Source organism: Streptomyces sp. NPDC006739, from assembly GCF_042869815.1.
In the GTDB taxonomy this organism is placed as follows: domain Bacteria; phylum Actinomycetota; class Actinomycetes; order Streptomycetales; family Streptomycetaceae; genus Streptomyces.
The window spans coordinates 239,268-261,150 of record NZ_JBIAGM010000014.1; the positions used below are offsets into that span (position 1 = coordinate 239,268).

General features: G+C 70.2%; 19 protein-coding genes and 5 pseudogenes. 11 read left to right on the forward strand and 13 right to left on the reverse strand.

Going from position 1 to position 21,883, the window contains the following annotated elements; all coding sequences use genetic code 11:
- Positions 1 to 22: 22 nt before the first annotated feature.
- Positions 23 to 1,177, reverse strand: coding sequence for a class I SAM-dependent methyltransferase (locus ACFYMM_RS27330; RefSeq protein ID WP_388390940.1), 1,155 nt, complete (start codon positions 1,175 to 1,177; stop codon positions 23 to 25).
- A 35-nt stretch (positions 1,178 to 1,212) separates the two neighbouring features.
- On the opposite strand from ACFYMM_RS27330, the gene ACFYMM_RS27335 reads away from it, so the two are divergent.
- Positions 1,213 to 1,776, forward strand: a complete 564-nt coding sequence (locus ACFYMM_RS27335) for a GNAT family N-acetyltransferase (protein ID WP_388390942.1) — start codon at positions 1,213 to 1,215, stop codon at positions 1,774 to 1,776.
- 56 nt (positions 1,777 to 1,832) lie between these two features.
- On the opposite strand, the gene ACFYMM_RS27340 is transcribed toward ACFYMM_RS27335, so the two are convergent.
- Both ACFYMM_RS27340 and ACFYMM_RS27345 read right to left on the reverse strand, forming a co-directional pair.
- Positions 1,833 to 2,570 carry a hypothetical protein gene (locus tag ACFYMM_RS27340; RefSeq protein WP_388390944.1) on the reverse strand — a complete coding sequence of 246 codons (738 nt, stop codon included), beginning with the start codon at positions 2,568 to 2,570 and terminating at the stop codon, positions 1,833 to 1,835.
- Between the two features lie 213 nt (positions 2,571 to 2,783).
- A complete protein-coding gene (locus ACFYMM_RS27345; RefSeq protein WP_388390946.1) occupies positions 2,784 to 4,190 on the reverse strand; it encodes a serine hydrolase domain-containing protein in 1,407 nt (468 codons plus the stop codon).
- Positions 4,191 to 4,295: 105 nt separating this feature from the next.
- On the opposite strand from ACFYMM_RS27345, the gene ACFYMM_RS27350 reads away from it, so the two are divergent.
- On the forward strand, positions 4,296 to 4,991 hold the full coding sequence (locus ACFYMM_RS27350) for a TetR/AcrR family transcriptional regulator C-terminal domain-containing protein (protein ID WP_388390948.1): 696 nt from the start codon (positions 4,296 to 4,298) through the stop codon (positions 4,989 to 4,991).
- Here the strand turns inward: ACFYMM_RS27350 and ACFYMM_RS27355 are convergent.
- The 4 genes and pseudogenes from ACFYMM_RS27355 to ACFYMM_RS27370 form a co-directional block, all read right to left on the reverse strand.
- Complete coding sequence (locus ACFYMM_RS27355; RefSeq protein ID WP_388390950.1) at positions 4,960 to 6,090, reverse strand: DUF4037 domain-containing protein; 1,131 nt, start codon at positions 6,088 to 6,090, stop codon at positions 4,960 to 4,962. The genes ACFYMM_RS27350 and ACFYMM_RS27355 overlap by 32 nt on opposite strands.
- The gene (locus ACFYMM_RS27360; protein WP_388390952.1) at positions 6,087 to 6,323 is read right to left on the reverse strand and encodes a DUF5133 domain-containing protein; all 237 of its coding nucleotides are present in this window, start codon (positions 6,321 to 6,323) and stop codon (positions 6,087 to 6,089) included. The genes ACFYMM_RS27355 and ACFYMM_RS27360 overlap by 4 nt, the downstream gene beginning before the upstream one ends.
- Before the next feature lie 21 nt (positions 6,324 to 6,344).
- Positions 6,345 to 7,612: pseudogene (locus ACFYMM_RS27365) on the reverse strand (macrolide family glycosyltransferase).
- A 57-nt stretch (positions 7,613 to 7,669) separates the two neighbouring features.
- Positions 7,670 to 8,323, reverse strand: a complete 654-nt coding sequence (locus ACFYMM_RS27370) for a CatB-related O-acetyltransferase (protein ID WP_388390954.1) — start codon at positions 8,321 to 8,323, stop codon at positions 7,670 to 7,672.
- A 99-nt stretch (positions 8,324 to 8,422) separates the two neighbouring features.
- Between ACFYMM_RS27370 and ACFYMM_RS27375 the strand changes: the two genes are divergently transcribed.
- The gene (locus ACFYMM_RS27375) at positions 8,423 to 9,049 is read left to right on the forward strand and encodes a TetR/AcrR family transcriptional regulator (RefSeq protein ID WP_388390956.1); all 627 of its coding nucleotides are present in this window, start codon (positions 8,423 to 8,425) and stop codon (positions 9,047 to 9,049) included.
- Positions 9,050 to 9,187: 138 nt separating this feature from the next.
- Here ACFYMM_RS27375 and ACFYMM_RS27380 read toward each other — a convergent pair whose 3' ends face one another.
- Positions 9,188 to 9,685: a hypothetical protein gene (locus tag ACFYMM_RS27380; RefSeq protein WP_388390958.1), complete on the reverse strand. Its 498-nt coding sequence runs from the start codon at positions 9,683 to 9,685 to the stop codon at positions 9,188 to 9,190.
- Positions 9,686 to 9,866: 181 nt separating this feature from the next.
- Between ACFYMM_RS27380 and ACFYMM_RS27385 the strand changes: the two genes are divergently transcribed.
- The gene (locus ACFYMM_RS27385) at positions 9,867 to 11,177 is read left to right on the forward strand and encodes a helix-turn-helix domain-containing protein (protein WP_388390960.1); all 1,311 of its coding nucleotides are present in this window, start codon (positions 9,867 to 9,869) and stop codon (positions 11,175 to 11,177) included.
- A gap of 30 nt (positions 11,178 to 11,207) precedes the next feature.
- On the opposite strand, the gene ACFYMM_RS27390 is transcribed toward ACFYMM_RS27385, so the two are convergent.
- Complete coding sequence (locus tag ACFYMM_RS27390) at positions 11,208 to 12,245, reverse strand: alpha/beta hydrolase family protein (RefSeq protein WP_388390962.1); 1,038 nt, start codon at positions 12,243 to 12,245, stop codon at positions 11,208 to 11,210.
- A gap of 426 nt (positions 12,246 to 12,671) precedes the next feature.
- Between ACFYMM_RS27390 and ACFYMM_RS27395 the strand changes: the two genes are divergently transcribed.
- The 4 genes and pseudogenes from ACFYMM_RS27395 to ACFYMM_RS27410 all read left to right on the forward strand — a co-directional run bounded on the left by ACFYMM_RS27395 (position 12,672) and on the right by ACFYMM_RS27410 (position 14,899).
- Positions 12,672 to 12,800, forward strand: a complete 129-nt coding sequence (locus ACFYMM_RS27395) for a hypothetical protein (protein WP_388391025.1) — start codon at positions 12,672 to 12,674, stop codon at positions 12,798 to 12,800.
- Positions 12,737 to 13,174, forward strand: a pseudogene (locus tag ACFYMM_RS27400) (hypothetical protein); the annotation flags it as partial. The gene ACFYMM_RS27395 and the pseudogene ACFYMM_RS27400, both read left to right, overlap by 64 nt.
- A 157-nt stretch (positions 13,175 to 13,331) precedes the next feature.
- Entirely contained in the window at positions 13,332 to 13,739 is a 408-nt protein-coding gene (locus ACFYMM_RS27405; protein WP_388390964.1) for a YciI family protein, read from the forward strand.
- A 20-nt stretch (positions 13,740 to 13,759) separates the two neighbouring features.
- On the forward strand, positions 13,760 to 14,899 hold the full coding sequence (locus ACFYMM_RS27410; protein WP_388391023.1) for an RNA polymerase sigma factor: 1,140 nt from the start codon (positions 13,760 to 13,762) through the stop codon (positions 14,897 to 14,899).
- A gap of 311 nt (positions 14,900 to 15,210) precedes the next feature.
- Here ACFYMM_RS27410 and ACFYMM_RS27415 read toward each other — a convergent pair.
- A pseudogene (locus ACFYMM_RS27415) lies at positions 15,211 to 15,615 on the reverse strand (amidinotransferase); the annotation flags it as partial.
- A gap of 250 nt (positions 15,616 to 15,865) precedes the next feature.
- On the opposite strand from ACFYMM_RS27415, the gene ACFYMM_RS27420 reads away from it, so the two are divergent.
- Complete coding sequence (locus ACFYMM_RS27420) at positions 15,866 to 16,654, forward strand: ribonuclease BN (protein ID WP_388390966.1); 789 nt, start codon at positions 15,866 to 15,868, stop codon at positions 16,652 to 16,654.
- A gap of 607 nt (positions 16,655 to 17,261) precedes the next feature.
- On the opposite strand, the gene ACFYMM_RS27425 is transcribed toward ACFYMM_RS27420, so the two are convergent.
- The 3 genes and pseudogenes from ACFYMM_RS27425 to ACFYMM_RS27435 all read right to left on the reverse strand — a co-directional run bounded on the left by ACFYMM_RS27425 (position 17,262) and on the right by ACFYMM_RS27435 (position 19,933).
- Positions 17,262 to 18,410: an enolase C-terminal domain-like protein gene (locus tag ACFYMM_RS27425; protein ID WP_388390968.1), complete on the reverse strand. Its 1,149-nt coding sequence runs from the start codon at positions 18,408 to 18,410 to the stop codon at positions 17,262 to 17,264.
- Positions 18,407 to 19,677 (reverse strand): annotated as a pseudogene (locus ACFYMM_RS27430) (thiamine pyrophosphate-binding protein). The gene ACFYMM_RS27425 and the pseudogene ACFYMM_RS27430 overlap by 4 nt, the downstream one beginning before the upstream one ends.
- Positions 19,678 to 19,777: 100 nt before the next feature.
- Positions 19,778 to 19,933 carry a DUF6131 family protein gene (locus ACFYMM_RS27435; protein ID WP_388390970.1) on the reverse strand — a complete coding sequence of 52 codons (156 nt, stop codon included), beginning with the start codon at positions 19,931 to 19,933 and terminating at the stop codon, positions 19,778 to 19,780.
- Between the two features lie 233 nt (positions 19,934 to 20,166).
- Between ACFYMM_RS27435 and ACFYMM_RS27440 the strand changes: the two are divergent.
- Positions 20,167 to 20,616, forward strand: a pseudogene (locus ACFYMM_RS27440) (LuxR C-terminal-related transcriptional regulator); the annotation flags it as partial.
- A gap of 173 nt (positions 20,617 to 20,789) precedes the next feature.
- On the forward strand, positions 20,790 to 21,830 hold the full coding sequence (locus ACFYMM_RS27445) for an NAD(P)-dependent alcohol dehydrogenase (RefSeq protein ID WP_388390972.1): 1,041 nt from the start codon (positions 20,790 to 20,792) through the stop codon (positions 21,828 to 21,830).
- Positions 21,831 to 21,883 lie beyond the last annotated feature (53 nt).

A 21,883-nucleotide genomic window follows, 5' to 3' on the forward strand; every position in this document is an offset into this window, starting at 1 on the left:
GACCCGCCGGTCACCGGTGGACTCACTCGGCGCGTTGTCCGACACGGAGGACGCTCAGATAACGGCGCGCCGCTCGGTCGCCCATCCGCGTGCGGATGCGCTCGGCGACGGCGTCTAGCAACGGCTCACGGACGTCGCGGTCGAGGCTCCGGTACAGCGACAAGGAGCGAAGGTGATCGGCGAAGCCGTCCCCGTCGAACCACTGCACGGCCGGGTACCAGCGCACGATCGTGGGGCCGAACAGGTCTCCGGGATCTTCGACCAGGCCCCAGCCCTCGTCGGTGGTGCGCACATCGTCCTCCAGGGGAGGGTGACCCCAACCGGGGTTCCCCGGGCAGAACCGCTCATGGAGGTCGGCGGTCTCGGCGTACACCTCAGGTTCTCCCGGTCGGCGGACGACGACATGGCCGAGCAGTGCCATCCAGCCTGCGGGACGCAGCACGTCGTGCGCTCGCTGCCAGCCGGTCGACGGGTCGACCCAGTGCCACGACGCCGCGGCCACCAGGACATCGAAGCGTCGACCGCGGTCGTCCCACTCCTCGAACGTCGACGTCTCGACTTCGACGTTGCGGAAGGACGCGATCCGCCGACGAGCCAGTGCGGCCATGTCTGCGCCCGGCTCGACGGCGGTCACGGAGCATCCGAGCGCCGCCAGCGAGCGCGTCGCCTGACCGGTACCGCAGCCCACTTCCAGCACCGGCGACCCTTCGTCCATACCGGTGATGGCGCCGAGGTCGGCGAACAACTCGTCGGGGTATCCCGGCCGAACCCGGTCGTAGAGCTCCGGGACCTCGTTGAACACTCGCCTGAGGTCGTGCCGGTTCGCGGTCTTCGGGTCATCAGCCACGAACGCACAGCCTATGGGGCTCGTCTTGCGTTGCGAAGAAGGACCGGGACTCCAAGGGCGCTTCGACTCGTCCGGTGCCGCCGCCGGTACGGCGGTGCCGTCCCGCTTCCGGGCCCAGATGTGGTCCTGCGTGTCCACGATCCGAAGCTGTTCCTCGGGGGTCAGCCGGCCGAAGCGCACCAGCCGTGCCATGCACCCGTGTCCGTTGTCGGCCGGGTCCTCGGGCAGTTCCGCGAGCAGGCCCTCGTGCTCCTCGGCCGCCGCGGCACCGGCCGCGCCGCCACGAACTGGCGCAGCACGGCACGCCTCCGAGTGGCCGAGGAAAACCATTTGGCTGCCCAACTCGATTCAGGCACGCTCGGCTTGTGGACACCTACCTGGAGACCGAGCGCCTGGCTCTGCGCCGCTTCACCGGCGATGACGCGGACCTGCTGATCGAGCTGGACAGCGACCCGGCGGTGATGCGCTACCTGTCCGGCGGCAACCCGACCGCGCCGGAAATCGTCCGTGAGCGCCACCTGCCGAACATCCTCGCCGGCTACGAAAAGTGGGGCGGCCGCCTCGGACTGTTCGCCGCGCACGAGAAGGACGGCGGCGCGTTCATCGGCTGGTTCATCCTGCGTCCCGAGCGGGAGGGCCCGCTGGACGAAGTGGAACTCGGCTACCGGCTGCGGCAGGCGGCCTGGGGCAAGGGTTATGCCACCGAGGGCTCGCGGGCCCTGCTGGGCAAGGCGTTCACGGAACTCGGTGTGCGCACGGTTTGGGCCGAGACGATGTCCGTGAACCAGGGTTCGCGCAACATCATGGAGAAGCTCCACATGACGCTCACGGCCACCATTCCCACTCCGTCCGACATGCAGATGGTCGAGGGCTCCGAGCTTGGAGGCGTACGGTACGAGATCACCAAGGAGCAGTGGGCGCAGCAGTAGCCACGGTGCGGTGGAGCCGGCAGAGGCGGACTCCACCGCGGGTGCCGGGCCCGCCGCTAGGCGTGGGCGCTGATCACGCCGCCGGCGCTGAGCACGATGTAGACGCGGTCGACCTCGACGCCGGCGTCGTGCTCGTTGGCGTCCAGCGTGGCGGACACGCCGCCGGCGTCGCCGAGGATCCGGGCACGGTAGTGGCCCTCACTCACCTTGGTGACCTTGGCCGTCCAGCCGCCCAGGAGCTCGAAGGTGCCCGGCCCCTCGTGTCCGCCGCCCATCCAGGACTGGACCCGGCCGTCCTGGGTGAGCACGATGAACATGTCGTTGGCGTCGAGCCCGGCGGTCTTGTGGTTCGCCTCTATCGTGCCCAGGACTTCACCGCGGTGGACGATCTTGAGCAGGTAGTGCTGGGCACCGAGCTTGTAGATCCTGGCCTTGCTGCCGTCGGGCAGAGTCTGGGTGCGGACAGGGGATGCCGTCTTGTGCGTGGCGGCGGGAGTGGTGGTGCGACGCGTGTCGGTCGTCTGCGTCCGCATGCCGTTCTGCGCCCTGTCCGCAGTGGTGTTGGCATTGACCTCGCCGGCCTTGGTCCCGGTGGGCCGTCCGCCGTCACTGGTGGAGGCGGAGCCGAAGGTGGAAGTGGAAGCGGATCCGGAGGCCTTCTCCGCCGAGCCGGCGGCGCTGTCCTTGCCTCCGCTCTGGCAGGCGGTCAAGGACAGTGCCGCGGCTACGGCGACGGCCACCAGGCCGGCGGTACGGGCAGAACGGGCAGAACGAGCGGTACGGTGCGTGGTCATGATGAAAGCTCCCCCATGAGCTGTCAGGACGCGGCACCTCACCCTGCTCCCGCGGGGCGACCGGCCGCATCGGCTGTTTCGCTGCACCCCATGAGATGGCACCAGGGCGGATGTTGTTCACCCGAGTCTGTCCGCATTCGGTAACAAGGCAACCGGCCGCAGCCGCCGCACTGCAGTTCACGCCGTACCCGTAGGGGGTGCGGCGCCTCCGGACTACTGCGGCACGTGGGAGACGACCCCTGCGGCCCCGCCCTGGGCAGCGACCCGGCTGAACAGGCGTCCGGCGAGGTCGACGCCGATGACCTCGCCCTTGGCGTCCCGCGAGAAGTAGCCGCGCTGCCCCGCGAGACCGCCCGCGGTGATGATGTACTCGTCGCCGTCACCGGGAAGGAAGCCGATGTCAGCGGCCGGGTAGTCCGGGGGCATTTCCTCGTCCGACGCCTCGCGGATCTCCGGCTTGATGCCGACCGCCAAAGTGAGACGGGTGCCGTCCGTGACGATGTCGAGGTTCATGGCGTCGATCTCGTAGCGGCCGACGACCTGGCGGGCTCGTCCCCCGTCGTACGGGACCGGCTGCGCCGCCGTCTCGATAACGCCTAGGTAGTGCTCGAGCGCCCACCGCACGACGGACTGGTTGCACGGGTAGCCGCCCGGGCCGGCGTTCGCCAGGGAGACCACCGCGAAGTCGCGCTCGGGCACGATGAGCAGCTCGGCGAACTGGCCGTTTCCCGAACCGCCGTGGCCGATCCCGTGCATGCCGTCCAGGTCGTGCAGGAACCAGCAGATGCCGAAGCCGTCGCCGAGCGTGCTGGCGCGCAGTCCGACCGTCTGCTCCCGCATGCGGTGCAGCACGGCGGCGGGCAGGACACCCTCGCCCTCCCCGAGGTGGAACCGTGCCCAGCGCAGCAGATCGCTCACCGATGAGGCGAGGCCGCCGCCGGGATTGTCACCGCGCGCACCCTCCCTGAAGGCGCTCCAGGGCCGGGCGGGGCGCAGTTCGCCGTCGTCGCCGCGGTTGTAACCCACCGCGAACTTGCGCACCATCACCTCGGCCAGCCCGTACACGGTGTCCGACAGACCAACCGGCTCCAGGACGAGCGAGGCCATGGCCTGCTCGAAGGGCAGGCCCGTGACCTTCTCGACGATCCGCCCCGCGAGGTTGTATCCGGCCTGGCTGTACGAGGCGCGGGCCCCGGGCGGTGCGATCAGCGGCAGCTTGGGCAACTTGGCCACGAGCCCGGCCAGGGAGCGGTCGCCCTCGCCGTCGTCGACCAGGTTCCAGTCCAGGCCCGCGGTGTGGTTGAGCAGGTTCAGGACGGTGATCCGCGCCGCCGCCCGCTCGTCGGCGAGCTTCAGCTCGGGCACGTAGCGCCGCACCGGCGCGTCCAGGTCCACCTTTCCCTCGGCAACCAGGCGCATCAGAGCGGTCGCCGTGAAGGTCTTGGACACGGACGCCACCGGGAACAGCGTCTTCTCGTCGACCGGCAACGGGTTGCTCAGGCTCGTCACGCCGTGCGAGGCGTAGATCTCCTGACCGTCCAGGAGCACCCCTACGGCGACACCGGGCACGCCGAGTTCCACGGCCTGCGTCTTGACGAACTCCGACAGCTTGTCCTGCATCACTGCTCCCCCTCGGCTACTTGAACTAAGTGCAAGAGCAGCGTAGACGGACACTCGAACAAAGTGCAAGACTGTGTGGGAGCCAAGTTCCGACAGGGTGGTGCCATGCCGAGAGACACACTGACCGCAGACCGGATCATCCGTGCGGCCATCGAGCTGCTCGATGACGAGGGGCTGGACGGCCTCAACATGCGGAGCCTCGCGAAACGGCTCGGCTCGGCCGCCACGGCCGTCTACTGGCACATCAAGACCAAGGACGACCTGGTCCGACTGGCCAGCGACGCCATCTGGCACGAGGTCGAGGTGCCCGATCTCGATGCCGTCGACTGGCGCACGGCCGCCACCGTCCACGCCTCCGGCATGCACGCCATGCTCACCCGGCACCCGTGGCTCGTCCAGGCATTCGGCAGTCACCTCCTGCACGGGCCCGCCCAGGCCCGGCACAACGACCTCAGTCTCGCCATCTACGAAAGGGCGGGCTTCGCCACCGCCGACGCGGACCGGGCCGCCGCCACCGTGTTCACCTTCGTGCTCGGCAGCGCGCTCGGCCCTGCCGCACAGGTCTCACTCAACCGCCGGCTGAACAAGAACGGCGCGGAGGCCGAGCAGCTGATGGCCGACGCCATGGCACGCGCCACCGAGACCGCCAAGCAGTTCCCTCGCCTGCGCGAGCGCCTCGACACGACGGCTGCCAAGGACTATGCCGCGGCGCCCGACAACACCTTCGCGTTCGGGCTTCAGTCTGTCCTGGACGGCTTCGAGGCTCGTCTCACCGCGGACCGCGCCGGCCGTCGCGGGTGACCGCCCCGGGGGTGAGTGTGGCGCGGGTGGCGGCGCGGCTCAGCTCGGGGCGGTCGAGTACGTCGGTGCTGTCGATGAACTGGTCGACCGCCCCGACAGCCGGGAGGGCGCGGACGGCGGGGTCGCCGATCCGCGCAGTCAGAGCAGCGGTGAAGCGTTCCGCGTGCAGAACCTGGAAGGGACGGCTGTGGTACGGCCGGGTGGCGGGGTCGACCGGGTCGGTGAGGGAGAGCCGGTTGTGCAGGTCGGCGACGGCCTCGTAGGCACCGCTGAGGTGTCGTTCGCGGGTGTGCCAGTCGGTGGCCGCGAGAACAGCGGTGAAGTCGGGGGTGAGGGCGGCGGCCTGCGGGATGCGGGCGAAGGCGGAGCCGAGCCATTTGCTGTAGGGCGGGTAGCGGCGGTTCATGAGCAGACAGAGCCGCATCAGATCACGCACCAGTCGGGCAGCGACGACGGCGGAGCCGAGTTCGTCGCCCACTTCGCCACAGCGGCCGACGAAGGCTTCTTCCTGGGAGATCCGCTGCCACTGGCAGGCGAGCAGGTAGAGCCAGAGGTCGTGGGGATACCAGGCGAGTGCGGCGCGGGCGGGGGCGAGTTCTGCGAGCCCGTCGTGGAAGACGGCGCCGGCGGTGACCTCGGCGAGGTGTTGGGTGGGAGTGGCCAGCCAGTCCGCCGGCGTGATCCGCCGGCGCGGGTCGAAGCCCAGTTGTCCCGTGAACCAGGCTTCGGGGTCGGTGACGTCCACGCGGTGATGGACGGGGCCGCCGGTCGCCTGCATGACCCCGATGCCCACGTCACCGGTCGGGGCGAAATGGGTCGGATAGCCATAGAAGGTCTTCGGCAAGTGGTCGGACAGCAGGTCCGCGATCCTGGCGCCGTGCCGGTCGGCGTCCTGCGGACTCAGGAAGATCTGCAGGCGGGGTCCCCACTCGTGGTCCGCGGAGCGGGCGGTGTCGAACCCGAGGACCTCCGAGCCACTGCCGAGGCGGGCGGCAGAGTGCACGATCCCGGGGGCTGCCCGGTCCAGCACGGGGCGTACGGCTTCGGCATAGAAGCGCCGGGACAGCTCCAGACCGGGTATGAAGGCGGGCGTGGTCATTCCGGGAGGGTGACGAGGAGGGAGTCGTCCTCTGCGCGGGCCCCGGGAAGCCGGTGGCGGGCGGCGATGAGCGCGGCGTCGACATCGCGGGTACCGGTCGCGACGCACAGCGTGTAGGCGACGTCGTTCATCCGCTGGCGCACCTCCTCGCTGCCGGCCTCGGCGTGCAGGATGCGCAGGGTCTTGTACTGCTCGACCAGGTTCGTCAGCACGGCCGGATGTGCCATCAGCATCAGGAGTCTCCCTCGTCACCACTACCCACATGGGTCGTACACGGACCCATGTGCCCCGGATCCTGACCGCAATTCCGGAAGACTTTCGGACAACCGGCAGAGCGCGGAGCCCGGGGCGGCCAGCATGTTCTCGACGAGGTCAGCAGCGCGCGGGGTGCCGCCCTCAGCCCTCACGGCGGCCCGCAACCGTTCGGACCTGGCGATCCGTTCCGGATCCGTGAGCAGGTCGTTCAGCGCCGCGCGAAGGGTCTCGACGGTGGCGTCAGCGGTGTCCACACGGCGGGCGACGCCGAGTTCCACGAGCCGGTCCGCGTTCATGAACTGCTCGGCTGCCTGCGGCACGGCGATCATGGGTACCCCGGCGAGGAGCCCTTCGCCGCAGCCGCCCATGCCGGCGTGTGTCAGAAGGCGTCGGCCTGTTCCAGGATCGCGCGTTGCGGGACCCAGGAGCGCACTTCGACGCCGGGTGGGATGCTGCCGAGTTCCCCGGGGTCCGTGTGCCTGCCGATCTGGAGTACGACGTGCCAGCCGGGCAGGTCACCGAAGGCCGCGACGCACTGGCGGTAGAACGCCGGCTGCCGTGTGTAGGCCGAGCCGAGCGAGATCGGCAGCACGTTGTCCGCGTCCGCCGGGCGGGTCCAGCCGTCCGTGTCGGCTCGGGGGTCGAAGCAGGGGCCGACGAAGGTCACCGCACCGGTGTCGACTCGATCGGCGTGCGGCTGCATCGCGCGTGGGATCAGGGCGAGGGCCCGGGTCGGCCTGCCGGAGAACATGTCCACGTCGGTGGTGGTCGCACCGCAGTCGGCGAGCCACCGCGCGAACCTGTGGCGGTACGCGTCGGCGCCCGGCAACTTCCGCAGATGCGCCGCGACTTCCTGCTCATAGCCGTCCCAGCCGACGAACGTCGGGGACAGCTGCACGAGGGGGCGGCCCTGCGCTTCGGCGAGTGCGCGTGCGGCATGGGCGCCGACGTCGTAGAGGTACAGGTCGGCCGGATCGTTGTCGTAGACGGCGCGCAGTCGCGGGAGCGCCTGCACGGCGTCGTCGAGGAAGAGACCCGCCGCTGCGATGGGATCGGCAGGCCAGGCGTTGTCCGCGACGGGCAACGTGGAGGTGCACGGCACCAGCTCCGCGCCCGCGGAGTCGATCCGGTCGGCCACGAACGGGTCGTTGGCGTAGGTGACCCGGTGCCCGCGGGCCACCAGCTCACGGATGAGCGCCAGGCTGGGCAGGACATGGCTGACGATGGGGACACCGACCACCGCGATGTGGGCGCGGCGACGGGACACGGGCGATCACTCGTTTCTGGTGCGGGACGGATGCGGACCTGTGGCGCGGACGCGGTGTCAGGGCTGGTCGAGGTGCGCGGCGGCCTCCTCCAGGTCGGTTACGGTCCCCGACATGATCGTCCGTACATGCCTGGTGACGGACTCCACGGGCCAGTCCCACCACGCCACGGCGAGGAGCCGGGTGATGTCCGCGGTGTCGTAGCGGGTGCGGATGAGCCGGGCCGGATTGCCGCCGACGATGGCGTAGTCGGGGACGTCGCCGGTGACCACGGCGCCGGCGGCGACGATCGCGCCGTGACCGATCCGCACACCGGGCATGACCATGGCGCCGTGGCCGAACCACACGTCGTTGCCGACGACCGTGTCGCCCCGCCCGGGCAGGTCGGTGATCAGGTCGAACTGCTCGGCCCAGGAGCCGCCCATGGTGGGGAACGGGAAGGTGGAAGGACCGTCCATGCGGTGGTTGGCGCCGTTCATGATGAACCGGGTGCCCGTCCCCCACGCGCAGTACTTGCCGATGACGAGCCGCTCGGGACCGTAGTGGTGGAGAACGTTGCGCGTCTCGAACGCGGTCGGGTCGTCCGGATCGTCGTAGGAGGAGAAATCACCGACCTCGATCAACGGCGACTTCACCAACGGCTTGAGCAGAACCACGCGTGGGTGCTCGGGCATCGGGTGGAGCACGGTGGGGTCAGCGGGAACGGGCGGCATCGCGGAGGCGGTTCCTCTCCAGTGGACCTAGCGCGACAACTGTCGCGTTAAGATGCCGGCACGGCCCTGTCGCCTCGATCAACCGGATACCGATTGCCGATGACAGACCCACTGGACACGACGTCGGACCGCCGTCCGGGCGGTCGTACCGCCCGCGTCCGCGCCCAGGTGCTCGACGCGGTGCGCGCCGAACTCGCCGAAGGCGGGCACGAAGGACTCACGATGGAGGGTGTCGCGAAGCGGGCCGGAGTGCACCGCGCCACGGTCTACCGGCGTTGGCGCGATGTCGGCGGCCTGCTCGTCGACGTCATCGACGCCGCCGGCGAGATCGACTGGCAGCCGCCGGACACCGGCTCGCTGCGCGGCGATCTGACGGCCCTCAACCAGGAGATCCAGGAGTCCCTGGTCGTGCGGCCGTCGTTCGCTGTCGCCCTGATGGCCGCCTCGTTCCACTTCGAACAGGCCGCGCGGGCCCAGACGCGACTGTGGGCGGACCGGTACGCCCAGTGCGAGATCCTCGTCGAGCGCGCCGTCGAGCGCGGTGAACTCCCCGCACGTCACACGGACGCGCGCGGGCTGCTGATCGCGGCCACGGCCCCGGTCTACCACGAGCTGGTGCTCCTGCGTGCAGATCCTGACCCGCGGCTCCCGGAACGGGCCGCGGAGGCGGCGTTCCTGGCGGCTGTCGCGGGCGCCTTCTGGGGACGTCGGGAGGAGAGCGTGTGATCGAGGAAGCGGGGAGCGGACGCATTTCGCCGGCCTTGAGGACACGGGAGGCCTTGCGACGGGCCTGACCGGCCGAGCGGCCATGAAGGTCCGTCAGCGCACTGACGGACCTTCATGGCGGACCGGGGCCGGCAGGGCCTACTTGCCGTCGATGCCGGTCGTGCCAATGTGAATGATCTTGTGTGTCCTGCGGTTCATGTCGACGACGAGCTTCGTCTTCTCCCCGTCGCCCCAGAACAGCGTGATGCCGGCCTCGCTGTACGTCGCCGTCCCGTGGTCGGTGACCGTCCACGCGGCGGGAACGTTCTGCGCGTGCAGCACCCCGTCCTCCTGGTGCGTGTTCTCCCAGTCCTTCAGCTTCTTGAGGTAGGCGGAGTCGATGTAGTAGTTCCGCAGCGCGGTGGCGAGCCTGCTGCCGTGGTCGGGGTCGAATTTGGCGTCCATGTAGGCGCCGTAGAAGTCGGCGATGCGAGTGAAGGAGTCACCCTGCTTGCCGCTGACGGTACGCGGGCCGCCGGCGGACGCCTGGGCGGTGGCGCCCAGTCCGAGGGACAGGGCGAGCGCGGCGATGACGGCGGCGCGGCCGCGAGTGAGTTTGGCGCGACGCGTGCCGGTCGTGCGGGTCTTGCTGGTCATGCGTGTCTCCCCGTTTCCGGTCGGGCTGTTGGCTTGTTGCCCGATGAGCTTCGGCGACAGCCGGAACGTCAGGCAACGAGCTGCCGGCCTGGAACCATCCCACCCCTTGTGACGTGCAGGTACAGGGAGTGCCTGGGATACGGTTCCGGGCCGCAACGGCGACGGGGGAAGGGTGTTGGCCATGGACGAGGTCGCTGAGTTCGCCGAGTTGCTGAGGGAACTCAAGGCCCGCACGGGGCGCAGTTACGACTCGCTGGCTCGGCGAGTGCGGATGAACACCTCGACCTTGCACCGCTACTGCGCGGGCGAGGCGGTGCCGCAGGACTTCGCGCCCGTGGAACGTCTCGCGGCGTTCTGCGGTGCGAGCGAGCGGGAACGCCTGGAACTCCACCGAAGATGGCTGCGGGCCCTGGCCGCCCGGCAAAGCCCCCGCGCTTCCTCCGCCCCGGTGGCCGCCGACGCGGAGGAGGAGCCCCGGGTGCCCGCAGCGCCACCGAGGCCGGACACCGCAGCGCCGAAGACGGACAACGCGGCGCCCGGGACACCGACCGTGGCCCGGCAACCGGGCGTCGGCCACGAGCCCGCGCCCCGGCCCCCGCGACAGCCCCGGCGACGGATGGTGGCGGCCGGTGCGGCCGTCGTCGTCACGGTCGTCCTGGCAACGGTGTCCTTCACCCTGTACACCGACCGGACGCGGTCGGCCCCTGCCGCCTCCTCGACGGCGACGGCAGGCGCTCTCGCCGCTCCTGCCCACCCTTCCCACTCCCCGACGGCGGGGACGCAGGCACCGGCCGTCCGCGCCTCGGACTCGCCGCCGGCAGACGCCCGGACGTCACCGTCCGCCACGGGCGCGGACCCGGCACAAGGCGTGCCGCTCACCTGGACGGCCGACTCCCAGGTCTGGGACGGGGGCTGCGACCACGACTACGTCGTCACCAGGGCTCCCCGCGACGTTCCCCCGCCGCCCGCCCCCGAGGACGCCGCCACCTGGGCGGCGGCCCAGAGCGCGGTGCACGGACACGAGACGGACGTCCGGATCTCGGTGCAGGGCCGGTCCGACACCCCCGTCGTCCTCCAGGATCTGCGGATCCGTGTCGTCGGGCGCACGCATCCCGCACCGGGCAACGCCTACTCGATGGCCCAGGGATGCGGCAGCGACATGACACCCCATTACTTCGCCGTCGACCTGGACAAGGACCGCCCCCTGGCACGGTCGGTGCCGGCCGTGGATCAGGGTGTCCGGCAGCCCGCCGTGAACATGCCCTACCGCGTCTCCGTCCGGGACCCGGAAGAGCTGCTGGTCAAGGCGACCACCGACGGCTGCGACTGCCGCTGGTACCTCGAACTCGACTGGTCTTCGCAGGGACGCACCGGCACCGTCCGCATCGATGACCACGGGCAGCCCTTCCGCACCAGCGCGATCAAGGGTCTGCCGCACTACTGGTACGGCTCCGTCGGCGCCCGGCGCCAGTGGGTGCCGCTGACCGGCTGACGTCCCACACGTCTCGCAAGGAGCGGAGGGCTACCGTACGAAGGTGATCGGGTACGGCGACGCACCGCCGTCCAGCAGATGGTCGTCGCAGCCCTTCAGGAACCGGTCGAAGAACGAGGTCACCAGCGCCCGGTTCGCCGCCACCGCCCGGTGCGAGTCGACCGTCCCCAGCGCGGTGGCCAGGGTCGCGGCCGGTACCCGGCCGGCCAGCTGAGGCAGCAGCGCCTCGGCGTCGGTGAACGAGACGTGCGCGGAGTCGTCCAGCGTGACGTCGGCCTTCCAGCCGCGCTGGTGCTGCCAGAACGACGCCCACGACGGCTCGCGGCGCACGTCGCTCCCTTCGGCGGCGGAGCTGCTGCCCATCAGCAGGAACGGCCGGTTCAGTCCGTGTCGCGCGACCTCGCTCAGGTGGGTGCCGTCGGGCTTGACGGTGTACTCCAGGGTGCCGTCCATGTTGACGCCGGCCTTGATCCGCGGGTCGCCGTACATCGTGCTCGCCGCCGTGAACCCGCCGGCGGAGTGCCCGAACATGCCGATCCGGTCGAGGTCCATGCCGTCGGTCAGCCGGCCCGGCAGGCTCGTCAGCCGGTCCAGCACCAGCTCGGTGTCGGCCTTGCGCGCGTCCATCAGCTTCGTGAAGAACGCCAGTGTCGTGCCGTTGCGGAACGCCTGGGACCAGGCCGCCAGCAGCGGCCCGTTGCCGACCACGTGGCCGTCGGGGAACTCCTCCGCCGGCGCCTCCCCGGTGTGGTCGATGGTGACGACCACGAAGCCGCGCGAAGCGAGATCCTCGACCAGCGACACGTTCCAGTCCCGGGAGTCCCCGGCGCCGGGCGAGTACAGGACGACGGGGAAGCGGCCTGGCGCGATGGCTGCGTCCTTCACCGAGTGCGTCTTGGTCGCGGCCCAATTCACCAGCCCGGCGGGCAGCTTGTTGTTCTCCTCGACCGCCGGACCGACCGCCGCGGCCACCGCCGCCGGGAACTGCCTCGTGAACGGCCGGCCGCCGGTGTGCACCGCCGGGTAGAACACGCTGATCATCAGCTCGCGGTAGGAACGGCCGGGCACCCACGGGTCCGCTCGTTTGTCGTCGGCGAGCCGGAAGGCCGACTCGCCCGTGGCGTAGCGGCCGCGTGGCGCAGGAAGTGTGGGCGTCAGAGCCTTCGCGGGGTTCGACGGCCCGGATGGCGCAGACGCGGAGTGTGGGGCCGGCACAGCCGAGGCGGGAGCCGTACTCGAGACGGCGAGACCAGAGACGACGGCCCCGACCAGAGAGGCGGCAACGATACGGGAGCTGCGCATGGGAGGTTCCTTCAGATGCGGCGTCGCGGTGTTCGGGCACATCGATCTTCGCAACGCGCCTCCCCCCTCATCCACGGTGCTACCTGGCGTTCTGCGTTTCGGGAAAGCCATACCGCAAGAGGGGGGACAACCTCCTTAAGGGGCGCGCAAGCGGTCGGGGAAGGAGGCTTCCACTTCTTCCGGCCTGACGGCATGTCGGGTGGTGCCGTGCTGAAGTTCGCCGGCGCGCTGTATCTGATCCACCTCGGCGTCCAGACGTGGCGGCATCGCGGGGAACTGGCTGCCCCGGACAGCCGGACGGCGACGCGAACCCGCTCCTGACCAGGATCGATCCCCGGCACGGGGCCAGGCTGACCGCGCTGGCCTGCGAGCTGGTCTGGGCCACTACCTGGATGGACGACGCGAACGAGTGCATCGCACCACGCATCGGTCTGCCCCCGTTGGCCGTGGTCATACGGCCGGAGCCGTCCGCCACCGATGAGCGGGACGAGCGGAACGGCCTGCACCGGAAGCCCCGCGCCCTCGTCGAATGGGCGGCGGGACGCCCTTTCGCCTGGGCCCACGACGAGATCACCGACACCGGCCGTGCCTGGGTCACCGCCCACCACCGAGGCCATGCCCTGCTCCACCGGGTCGGTCCCCGGCACGGTCTGACCGACGCCGACCATGCCGTTCTCGACGCGTGGCTGCGGCGCAGCCGGAAGGTGTCTGACCACCGGGCCGCCGCGCGTCCGGTGGGGCCGCAGAAAGTCCCGGAGAAATCTTGGACGGTGATGTCGAGAATCCGTGACCGGCTCCGTCCCCGAGGTGAACGCGACCACAATGGGTCGCACAGCACCGAGGAGAACCACGATGGCCAAGTACCTGTTGCTCAAGCACTACCGCGGCGCCCCGGCTCCGGTGAACTGCGTGCCCATGGACCAGTGGACGCCGGAGGAGATCTCCGCGCACGTGCAGTACATGCAGGAGTTCGCGGCCCGGCTGGAGAAGAGCGGCGAGTTCGTCGACGGTCAGGCGCTCGCCCCGGAGGGGACGTGGGTCCGGTACGACGGTGAGGGGCGCCCTCCGGTCACCGACGGCCCGTTCGCCGAGACCAAGGACCTCATCGCCGGCTGGATGGTGATCGACGTCGACACCTACGAGCGCGCCGTCGAACTCGCCGGGGAACTGTCCGCCGCCCCCGGCGCGGGCGGGAAGCCGATCCACGAGTGGCTCGAGGTGCGCCCCTTCCTGGCCGCGCCCCCCACCATCACGGAGTGACCTCTCACATGACCTCTCGGATCGACGAGGCCCTCCTCCGGAGCCTCACGCCGAGCGTGCTCGCCGTCCTCGTCCGCCGCGGAGCCGACTTCGCGGCGGCCGAGGACGCCATGCAGGAGGCCCTCCTGGAGGCGGTCCGGGTCTGGCCCACCGACCCGCCACGGGATGCGAAGGGCTGGCTGATCACCGTGGCCTGGCGCCGCTTCCTCGACGCGAGCCGGGCGGAGACCGCCCGCCGCCGGCGCGAGGACCTCCTCGACCAGGAACCGGCACCCGGACCCGCGGCCGCCGCGGTGGACGACACACTCCAGCTCTACTTCCTGTGCGCCCACCCGTCCCTGACGCCCTCGTCCGCGGTCGCGCTCACCCTCCGTGCCGTGGGCGGGCTCACCACCCGCCAGATCGCCCAGGCATACCTGGTGCCCGAGGCGACCATGGCGCAGCGGATCAGCCGGGCCAAGCGCACCGTCTCCGGCGTGCGTTTCGACCAGCCCGGCGATGTGGCCACCGTGCTGCGCGTCCTCTACCTGGTCTTCAACGAGGGCTACTCCGGCGACGTCGACCTCGCGGCCGAGGCCATCCGGCTCACCCGGCAGCTCGCGGCCGCCATCGACCACCCGGAGGTGTCGGGGCTGCTCGCCCTCATGCTGCTCCACCACGCGCGCCGCGCCGCTCGCACCGCACCCGACGGCAGCCTGGTGCCCCTCGCCGAGCAGGACCGCGGCCGGTGGGACACCGGGTCGATCGCCGAGGGGGTCCATATCCTGCAGACGGCCCTCGCCCGCGACCGGCTGGGCGAGTTCCAGGCCCAGGCCGCCGTCGCGGCCCTGCACGCCGACGCGCCCACCGCCGCGGAGACCGACTGGGTGCAGATCGTCGAGTGGTACGACGAACTCGTGCGCCTGACCGACAGCCCGGTCGTCCGGCTCAACCGCGCGGTGGCCGTCGGCGAGGCGGACGGACCACGTGCGGGCCTGGCGGCACTCGCGGCGCTGGACGACTCGATCCCCCGCCACACCGCCGTAGCGGCGTACCTCCACGAGCGCGACGGCGCCCTGGCGACGGCGGCACAGCTGTACGCGGAAGCGGCCCGCAAGGCACCCAACCTCGCCGAACGCGATCACCTCACCCGCCAGGCAGCCCGGCTCAACGCCCGCTGACGCTGCCGTGGTCGGTGGAGGCCCCCTCACCGAGCGGGGCGAAACTCCCCGGCGTGGTCGCGCGCCCACTCGGCGAAGGTGCGAGCCGGGACGCCGGTGACCTCCTCCGCCGTGGGCATCGGGCCGGCCGGCGTCGAGGCGAATTCCTTGAGAGCGTCCAGGTCGCTCTCGCCGCCGGAGTAGTCCTCGAACCCGAGCAGGAAGTCCGCGTTCGCCGCGGCGAACCCTCCCTGCCGACGGTAGTTCTCCCGTGCCGCTTCCCGGCTCACGACCTCAAGGCGGATCGGGCGCCCAACGGCCTCGGCGATCAGTTCAATGATCTCGTCGCCGACCACCAGGAGGCTGTCACGCGAACAGGTGTTGCAAAAACCCCGGGACGACCAGTCCGGGGTGCGGAAGCGGCGCCTGAAGTCGATCGCGTCGGGGCGCCTGACCGTGATGTCGAGGGATTCCAGAAGGGCGATGAACTGATCGAGTTCCTGCTGCGCCCGTTCGACCAGGAAACGCGGATACCTGAATCCGGCGGCAAGTCCTTGCAGCCGCGCGGCCCAGGGTGGGATGTCGCATGCCACGACCGGATGGTTGGAGGGGATCGTCGCGCCTTCGAGACGTTCGACGATGACTTCCTCCAGCGGATCCCACTCGTTGTGGGAACTGACCGGCGACAGGGGGACTTCCTCGTCACCCGCATTCGGGGACGACGGTTCCGGCAGCATTGACACCTCTTGGCTCCCTGATGTTCCTCGACTTCGCCGCCGACGCGGTGAACACCTCCGAGTGCCGTCTCGCTCCATCACACTGATCACACTTCCCGCTCACCGTATACCGCTGACTACGCAGAGCGACGTAGCCGAACGTCGAGTGCGTCGTCGCTGGTACCACTGGTGGCGCTCGGGCAGGTCACGATGGACGTGGTAGAGAGGGTCCTCGGTCAGGCATATGCGTCGAAGGAGGGGGAAATCGGTGATGCGGTGGAGGCCCGGCCTGCGCCATGCCTGGGAATGGCTCGGCGTCCACGATCTCTTCCGGCGCGGCCGACAGCTGGAGCTGATGCACCGGGCCATGGGTTTCGCCACGCTGGCCCTGGTGACTTTGGCACCGCTGCTGATCGTGGTCGCCGCGGCCGACCCGATGGTGCGCGGAGGTTTCGCGTCATGGCTCACCGACGGCATGGGCCTCTCCGGCCGCTCCGCCCGCGAACTCACCGACATCATCAGTCCCCCGCGCAGGGTCATCGGCACCACCAGCGCGTGGAGCGCGGTTCTGCTCGCCGTGTTCGGCGTGTCCTTCGGGGGCAGCGTGCAGAACGCCTACGAACGGATCTGGAACCTCGCCCCGGGCCCCTGGCACCGGATCTGGCGGCAGGCCACGTGGCTGGTGATGCTGATGGCGTACCTCTACCAGGAGGTGGCGACGAAAGCGGCACTCCACGGCGCCCAGCGGATCGCACTGTCCGCCGTCAGCGGGGCACTGTTCTTCTGGTGGGGTCAGCGCTTCCTGCTGGGTGCTCAAGTCCGGTGGCACTCGCTGCTGCCCGGCGCGCTCGCCACTCTGCTCGGCCTGGCCGCCCTGCGGGCCTTTTCGCACCTCGTCTTCGCACCGCTCATCGTCACCAACGCACTGAGTTACGGCGCGGTCGGGACCGTGCTGGTGGTGGAGTCATGGCTCATCGGCGTCGGGTTCGTCGTCTACGGGGGCGCGCTTTTGGGGCGCTGGTTCTGCGAGCGGCACTGGCCACGACACCACACGGAGTGACACCACGGTTTCAGGAGTCACTCTGCCGAGTATCTGCCGTGTCCGCCTCGAAGGACTCCGGGGCATGCTGCTTCTCCAGCGTCCCCGCCTCCCTGTCCAACGCACCTGCCGTGGTGTGGGCGGCCTCGCGGATCCTGTCGCGAGCCACCAGGGCGAGAGCCGCTGCCGCCGAGGCATAAGTGCCGGCCAGCACCGCTGACGCCGCTCACCTGGGGAGGACCGACTCGGCGGCTCGCAGCAGAGTCTCGTGGGTCGACCACAAGGCGAGCACGCCGCAGGCCCAACCGGCCTGCATGAACCGGAGATCCGAAGCGCCATGGGCTGGCACAACGCCCGGCTGACGCAGGGACCGCACGCCGAGTGACGGCCGATCGAGCAGATTGATCGGACGTTTGACCGGACGTTTGCACTGTGCCGAGATAGAGGTAGTCGGACCGCCCTTCGCCGTCGACGGCCTTGCGCAGGGCCTTCTCCAGTTCGGCGACGTCGATCGTCTGGCGGGGGCTCGTGGGGCTCCGGGGATCTGCGGGTGTGTCTTGGCCGGGATCTCGCGTGGTGTCCGGCGGATTGGCTTCGCCATCGGTTCTACTCTCCTTCGCGAGCCTGGTCAGGCGGTGTGCGTTCCGTACACGCGGTAGCGCTCGACGTCCGGCCACTTGACGTCCAGGCCCAGACCGGGCCGGCCGGTGTCGGGGCGTAGCGCGCCGCCGTCGGGTGACAGGGTGCCGTCGAACAGCAGGCGCTCGAGCCGCACATGGTCGTGGAAGTACTCCAGGTGCCGCAGCCGGCGGACGGCGCAGAACGCGTGGGCCGACACGGCCGGGGCGCAGTGGGCCGACAGGTCCAGATGGTGGGCGGCGGACAGCCCGGCCGCCTCGAGGACGCCGGTGATGCCGCCGCAACGGGTCACGTCCGCCTGCAGACAGTCCACGGCGGGCCCCTCGACGAGGTTGAGGAAGTCCTGGGTGGTGTAGGCGTATTCGCCCGCCGCGATCTCCAGCCGGCCGGGGCCCCGCTCCCGCAGCATGCGCAGGCCGTCGAGGTCCGCCGAGCTGACGGGTTCCTCGAACCACCGCACGTCCCACTCGTCGTGGAATCGGTGGGCCCAGTACAGCGCCTGCTTGCGGCCCAGCGCTCCGTTGGCGTCGGTGAAGACCTCCGGCTCGTCACCGATGGCCGTGCGGACGGCCGTCAGCCGCTGCGGGTCGCTCTCGGGGTCGCGGGAGGTCTTGAGTTTGACGCGTGGGATGCCCTGTTCCACCCAGCCGGTGAGCTGGTCGGTGAGGCGGTCGAGGGAGTAGTTGGTGAATCCGCCGCTTCCGTACACCGGTACCCGGTCGTGCCAGGCGGGCAGGAGGTGGACCAGTGGCAGCTCCAGCAGCCGGGCCTTGAGGTCCCACAGCGCCACGTCCATCGCGGAGACCGCCATGGCACCGACGCCGGGTCGCCCCGCGTTGCGGATCTGGCGTCCCATCCGGTCCCAGAGGGCTTGCGGAGCGGTGACGTCCGCCCCCTCGACCACCCCCGCGAGCTTGGACTCGACGAACGAGGCGACCGACACGTCCCCGTAGGTGTATCCGAGCCCCGTACGACCGCCGGCGTGCACCCGGACCAGAACGACGGTGGTGGAGTCCCACTCCAGGGTCCCGTCCTGCTCCTTGCCGTCCGGGCCGTCGGTCGGCACCTCGAAGGCGTGCACGTCGACCGACTCGACCCGGCAGGCCTCCAGCCCCGTACCGGCCGCCGCACCGCTCATGAATGCCGTCCCGGCAGGGCTTCGGCGACCTCGGTGAGCTTCTGCCTGACCCCCTTGGCGGCGATGCCCACTCGCTCCGGATCGCGTACGGCGGCCTTCGCGGCCTTCTTGCCCTGCGCCAGCATGATGTGCGGCGGGATCGGCGCGATCTCCTGGTCGACCTTGAACTCCAGCACCACCGGGACGTCCGAGGACAGTGCCTCCTCCCAGGCCTTGCCGACCTTCTTCGGCTTGGCGCAGTAGATGCCCTTCAGGCCGAGCATCTCGGCGTACTCGGCGTAGGGCACGTCGGGGATGTACTGCGAGCCCGGGAACTCGGGGTCGCCGGCCATGGCGCGCTGTTCCCAGGTGACCTGGTTGAGGTCCTGGTTGTTGAAGACGCAGAAGACGAACGGGGCGGCCGGGTCGGACAGACGCTCCGGATACCGCTTGACGGTGATCATCTCGTTCATGCCCTTCATCTGGAACGCGCCGTCACCGACGAACGCGATCACCGGCCGGTGCGGGTGGGCGAAGCGCGCGGCGATCGCGTACGGGGTGCCGGGGCCCATGGTCGCCAGCGTGCCGGACAGGGACGCCCGCATGCCCTTGCGCAGCTTCAGGTGCCGGGCCCACCAGTTCGTGCCCGAGCCGGAGTCCGCGGTCAGGATGCAGTCGTCCGGCAGCCGGGGAGACAGCTCGGCGGCCACCACCTGCGGGTTGATCATGTTCTCGAAGTGCTGGCCCGCCCAGCGGTCACACAGGTCGTTCCACTCGCGGACGTCGTCCTCGATCTGCTCGCGCCAGCGGCGGTCCTCCTTGCGCCGCAGCAGAGGGATCAGCGCACGGAGGGTCTCCTTGGAGTCACCGACGAGATGGGCGTCCATCGGGTAGCGGATGCCGATCAGAACTCGGAGACGTCCGCGAAGAGCAGCTCGAGATCCACCTCCTGCTGGTAGTGCGCACCGAGGGAGAGCCGTTTCTGCTGGCCGATCACGGCGACCACCGGCTGGTGGTCCAGCTTGGCGTCGTACAGCCCGTTGAGCAGGTGTACGGCGCCCGGCCCCGAGGAAGCCGTGCGGCAGCCCACCTCCCCGGTGAACTCGGCATGCGCGCATGCCATGAACGCGGCCATCTCCTCGTGCCGCGTCTGGATGAATTCCGGTTTGCCCTGGGCGCGGTCGAAGGCGCCGAGCAGACCGTTGATGCCGTCTCCGGGATAGCCGTACACCCGCTGGACGCCCCGTTCGGTGAGGCGTTGCAGCACGTAGTCGGCGACTTGGGTCATGGGCTTCTCCTGAGCCGCGGATGCGAGGTCGGGCCCGGGGGTTGCCTCCCGGGGCCGGGTATAAACCCGCTCCACGGCTCAGTACGCGAGACGCGCCGCTTCACCAGTAGTGACGTCGGCCTCCGACCGCGTGCCCGACGGTTCCCAGGAGCCACAGGACTGCGCCGATGACCAGCACGATGATCCCGATCGTCCACAGGATCGCGATGTGGAAGACGAAACCGAGGATGAGTAGCACAACGCCGATAGCGATCATGATGTCCCTCCAGCGAGACCGAGCCAGCGGCTCTAATGGCCGTGTTCCCCGCCGGGGCGTCCGCACGCCTGCCGGTACTCGTTTCGCCACCCGGCTACGGACTCGTCGGCCTGCGGGAACGCGTCAGCGCCCTCGGCGGCCGGCTCACCACCGGACCGGCGGGCGCGGGCGCGTGGCGGCCGGCCGCCCGCATCCCCCACCCCGCCGCCAATCGAAGAGAACGGCACCCGCACATGATCCGCGCCGTGATCGTCGACGACGACGCCCTGGTCCGCCTCGGTCTGACCGACCTCCTCGACGGCGATCCGGGCATCGAGGTCGTCGAGCAGGCCACCGCCCACCGCGTCGACGTCGCCCTGGTCGACGTCCGCATGCCCCGGTCACCTCCTTCGACCTCGACGAATACGTCTACAACGCGCTCGCCGCCGGGGCCGACGGGTTCCTCCTCAAGGACACCGACCCGGCCGAGATCCTGCGGTCCGTCCACCTGGTGGTCGCCGGGTCGGCCATGCCACCCCACCGTGGGCCGCCGCCTCGTCGACCGCTACCACGCCTCCCACCAAGCCCATGTCATCGCGGCCCAGGCCCGGTTGGAGCGGCTCACCCCCCGCGAACGGGACGTGCTCGCCCTGCTCGCCCAAGGCGACACCAACGCCGACATCACCGTTCGCCTGGCGCGACGCGGGACTCACGGCCTGACGGTCGTACGCACACCAGCCTGACACCGCCAGTGGTAGGACCGGCGGACGTACGCAAAGCGGTGGCCTGGGTGACTTCCGGATCGTCGGGCACGCTGGAAACCGTGCCCGGCCGGAAGGCGTCCGGGCGCGGAACCTCTGCTAGGAGAACTTTCGGCATGACCACTGTTGCTGCGTACGCCGCTCCCGCCGCCAAGGCTCCGCTGGAGCGCACCACCATCGAGCGCCGCGCGGTCCGCGAGTTCGATGTGCTGATCGACATCAAGTTCGCCGGTATCTGTCACTCCGACATCCACCAGGCCCGCGAGGGCTGGGGGGAGGCGATCTTCCCGATGGTCCCGGGGCACGAGATCGCCGGCGTCGTCTCCGAGGTCGGTCCCGGCGTGACCCGGTACAAGGTCGGTGACCGCGTGGGCGTCGGCTGCCTGGTCGACTCCTGCCGCGAGTGCGACAACTGCCGGGCCGGCCTGGAGCAGCACTGCACCCAGGGCATGGTCGGCACGTACAACGCCATCGGCAAGGACGGCGAGCCCACCTACGGCGGATACTCCACGCACGTCGTCGTCGACGAGAACTTCGTCGTGCGCATCCCCGACGGTCTGGCCCTGGACGTCGCCGCGCCGCTGCTGTGCGCGGGCATCACCACGTACTCCCCGCTGAAGCAGTGGGGCGCGGGACCCGGCAAGAAGGTCGCCGTGATCGGCCTGGGCGGCCTCGGCCACATGGGCGTCAAGATCGCGCACGCGCTCGGGGCCGAGGTGACCGTGCTGTCGCAGTCCCTGCGCAAGAAGGACGACGGTCTGAAGCTGGGCGCCGACCACTACTACGCCACCAGCGACGCGAAGACGTTCGAGGAACTGGCCGGCTCCTTCGATCTCATTCTCTCCACGGTCTCGGCGCCGCTGGACTTCGGCGCGTACCTCAGCCTGCTGCGGACGGGCGGCGCCCTGGTCAACGTGGGCGCCCCGGAGGAGCCCATCGCCCTCAACCTGTTCTCCCTCATCGGCGGCAACAAGACCCTCGCCGGTTCGATGATCGGTGGCATCGCCGAGACCCAGGAGATGCTGGACTTCTGCGCGGAGCACCGGATCGGCGCGGAGATCGAGCTGATCAGTGCCTCGGAGATCAACGAGGCGTACGAGCGGGTCACGTCCAGCGATGTGCGCTACCGGTTCGTGATCGACACGGCGACCATCTGACACCGGTCGGCAGCGAGGGCCCCGGCGGATGATCCGCCGGGGCCCTCGCCGTG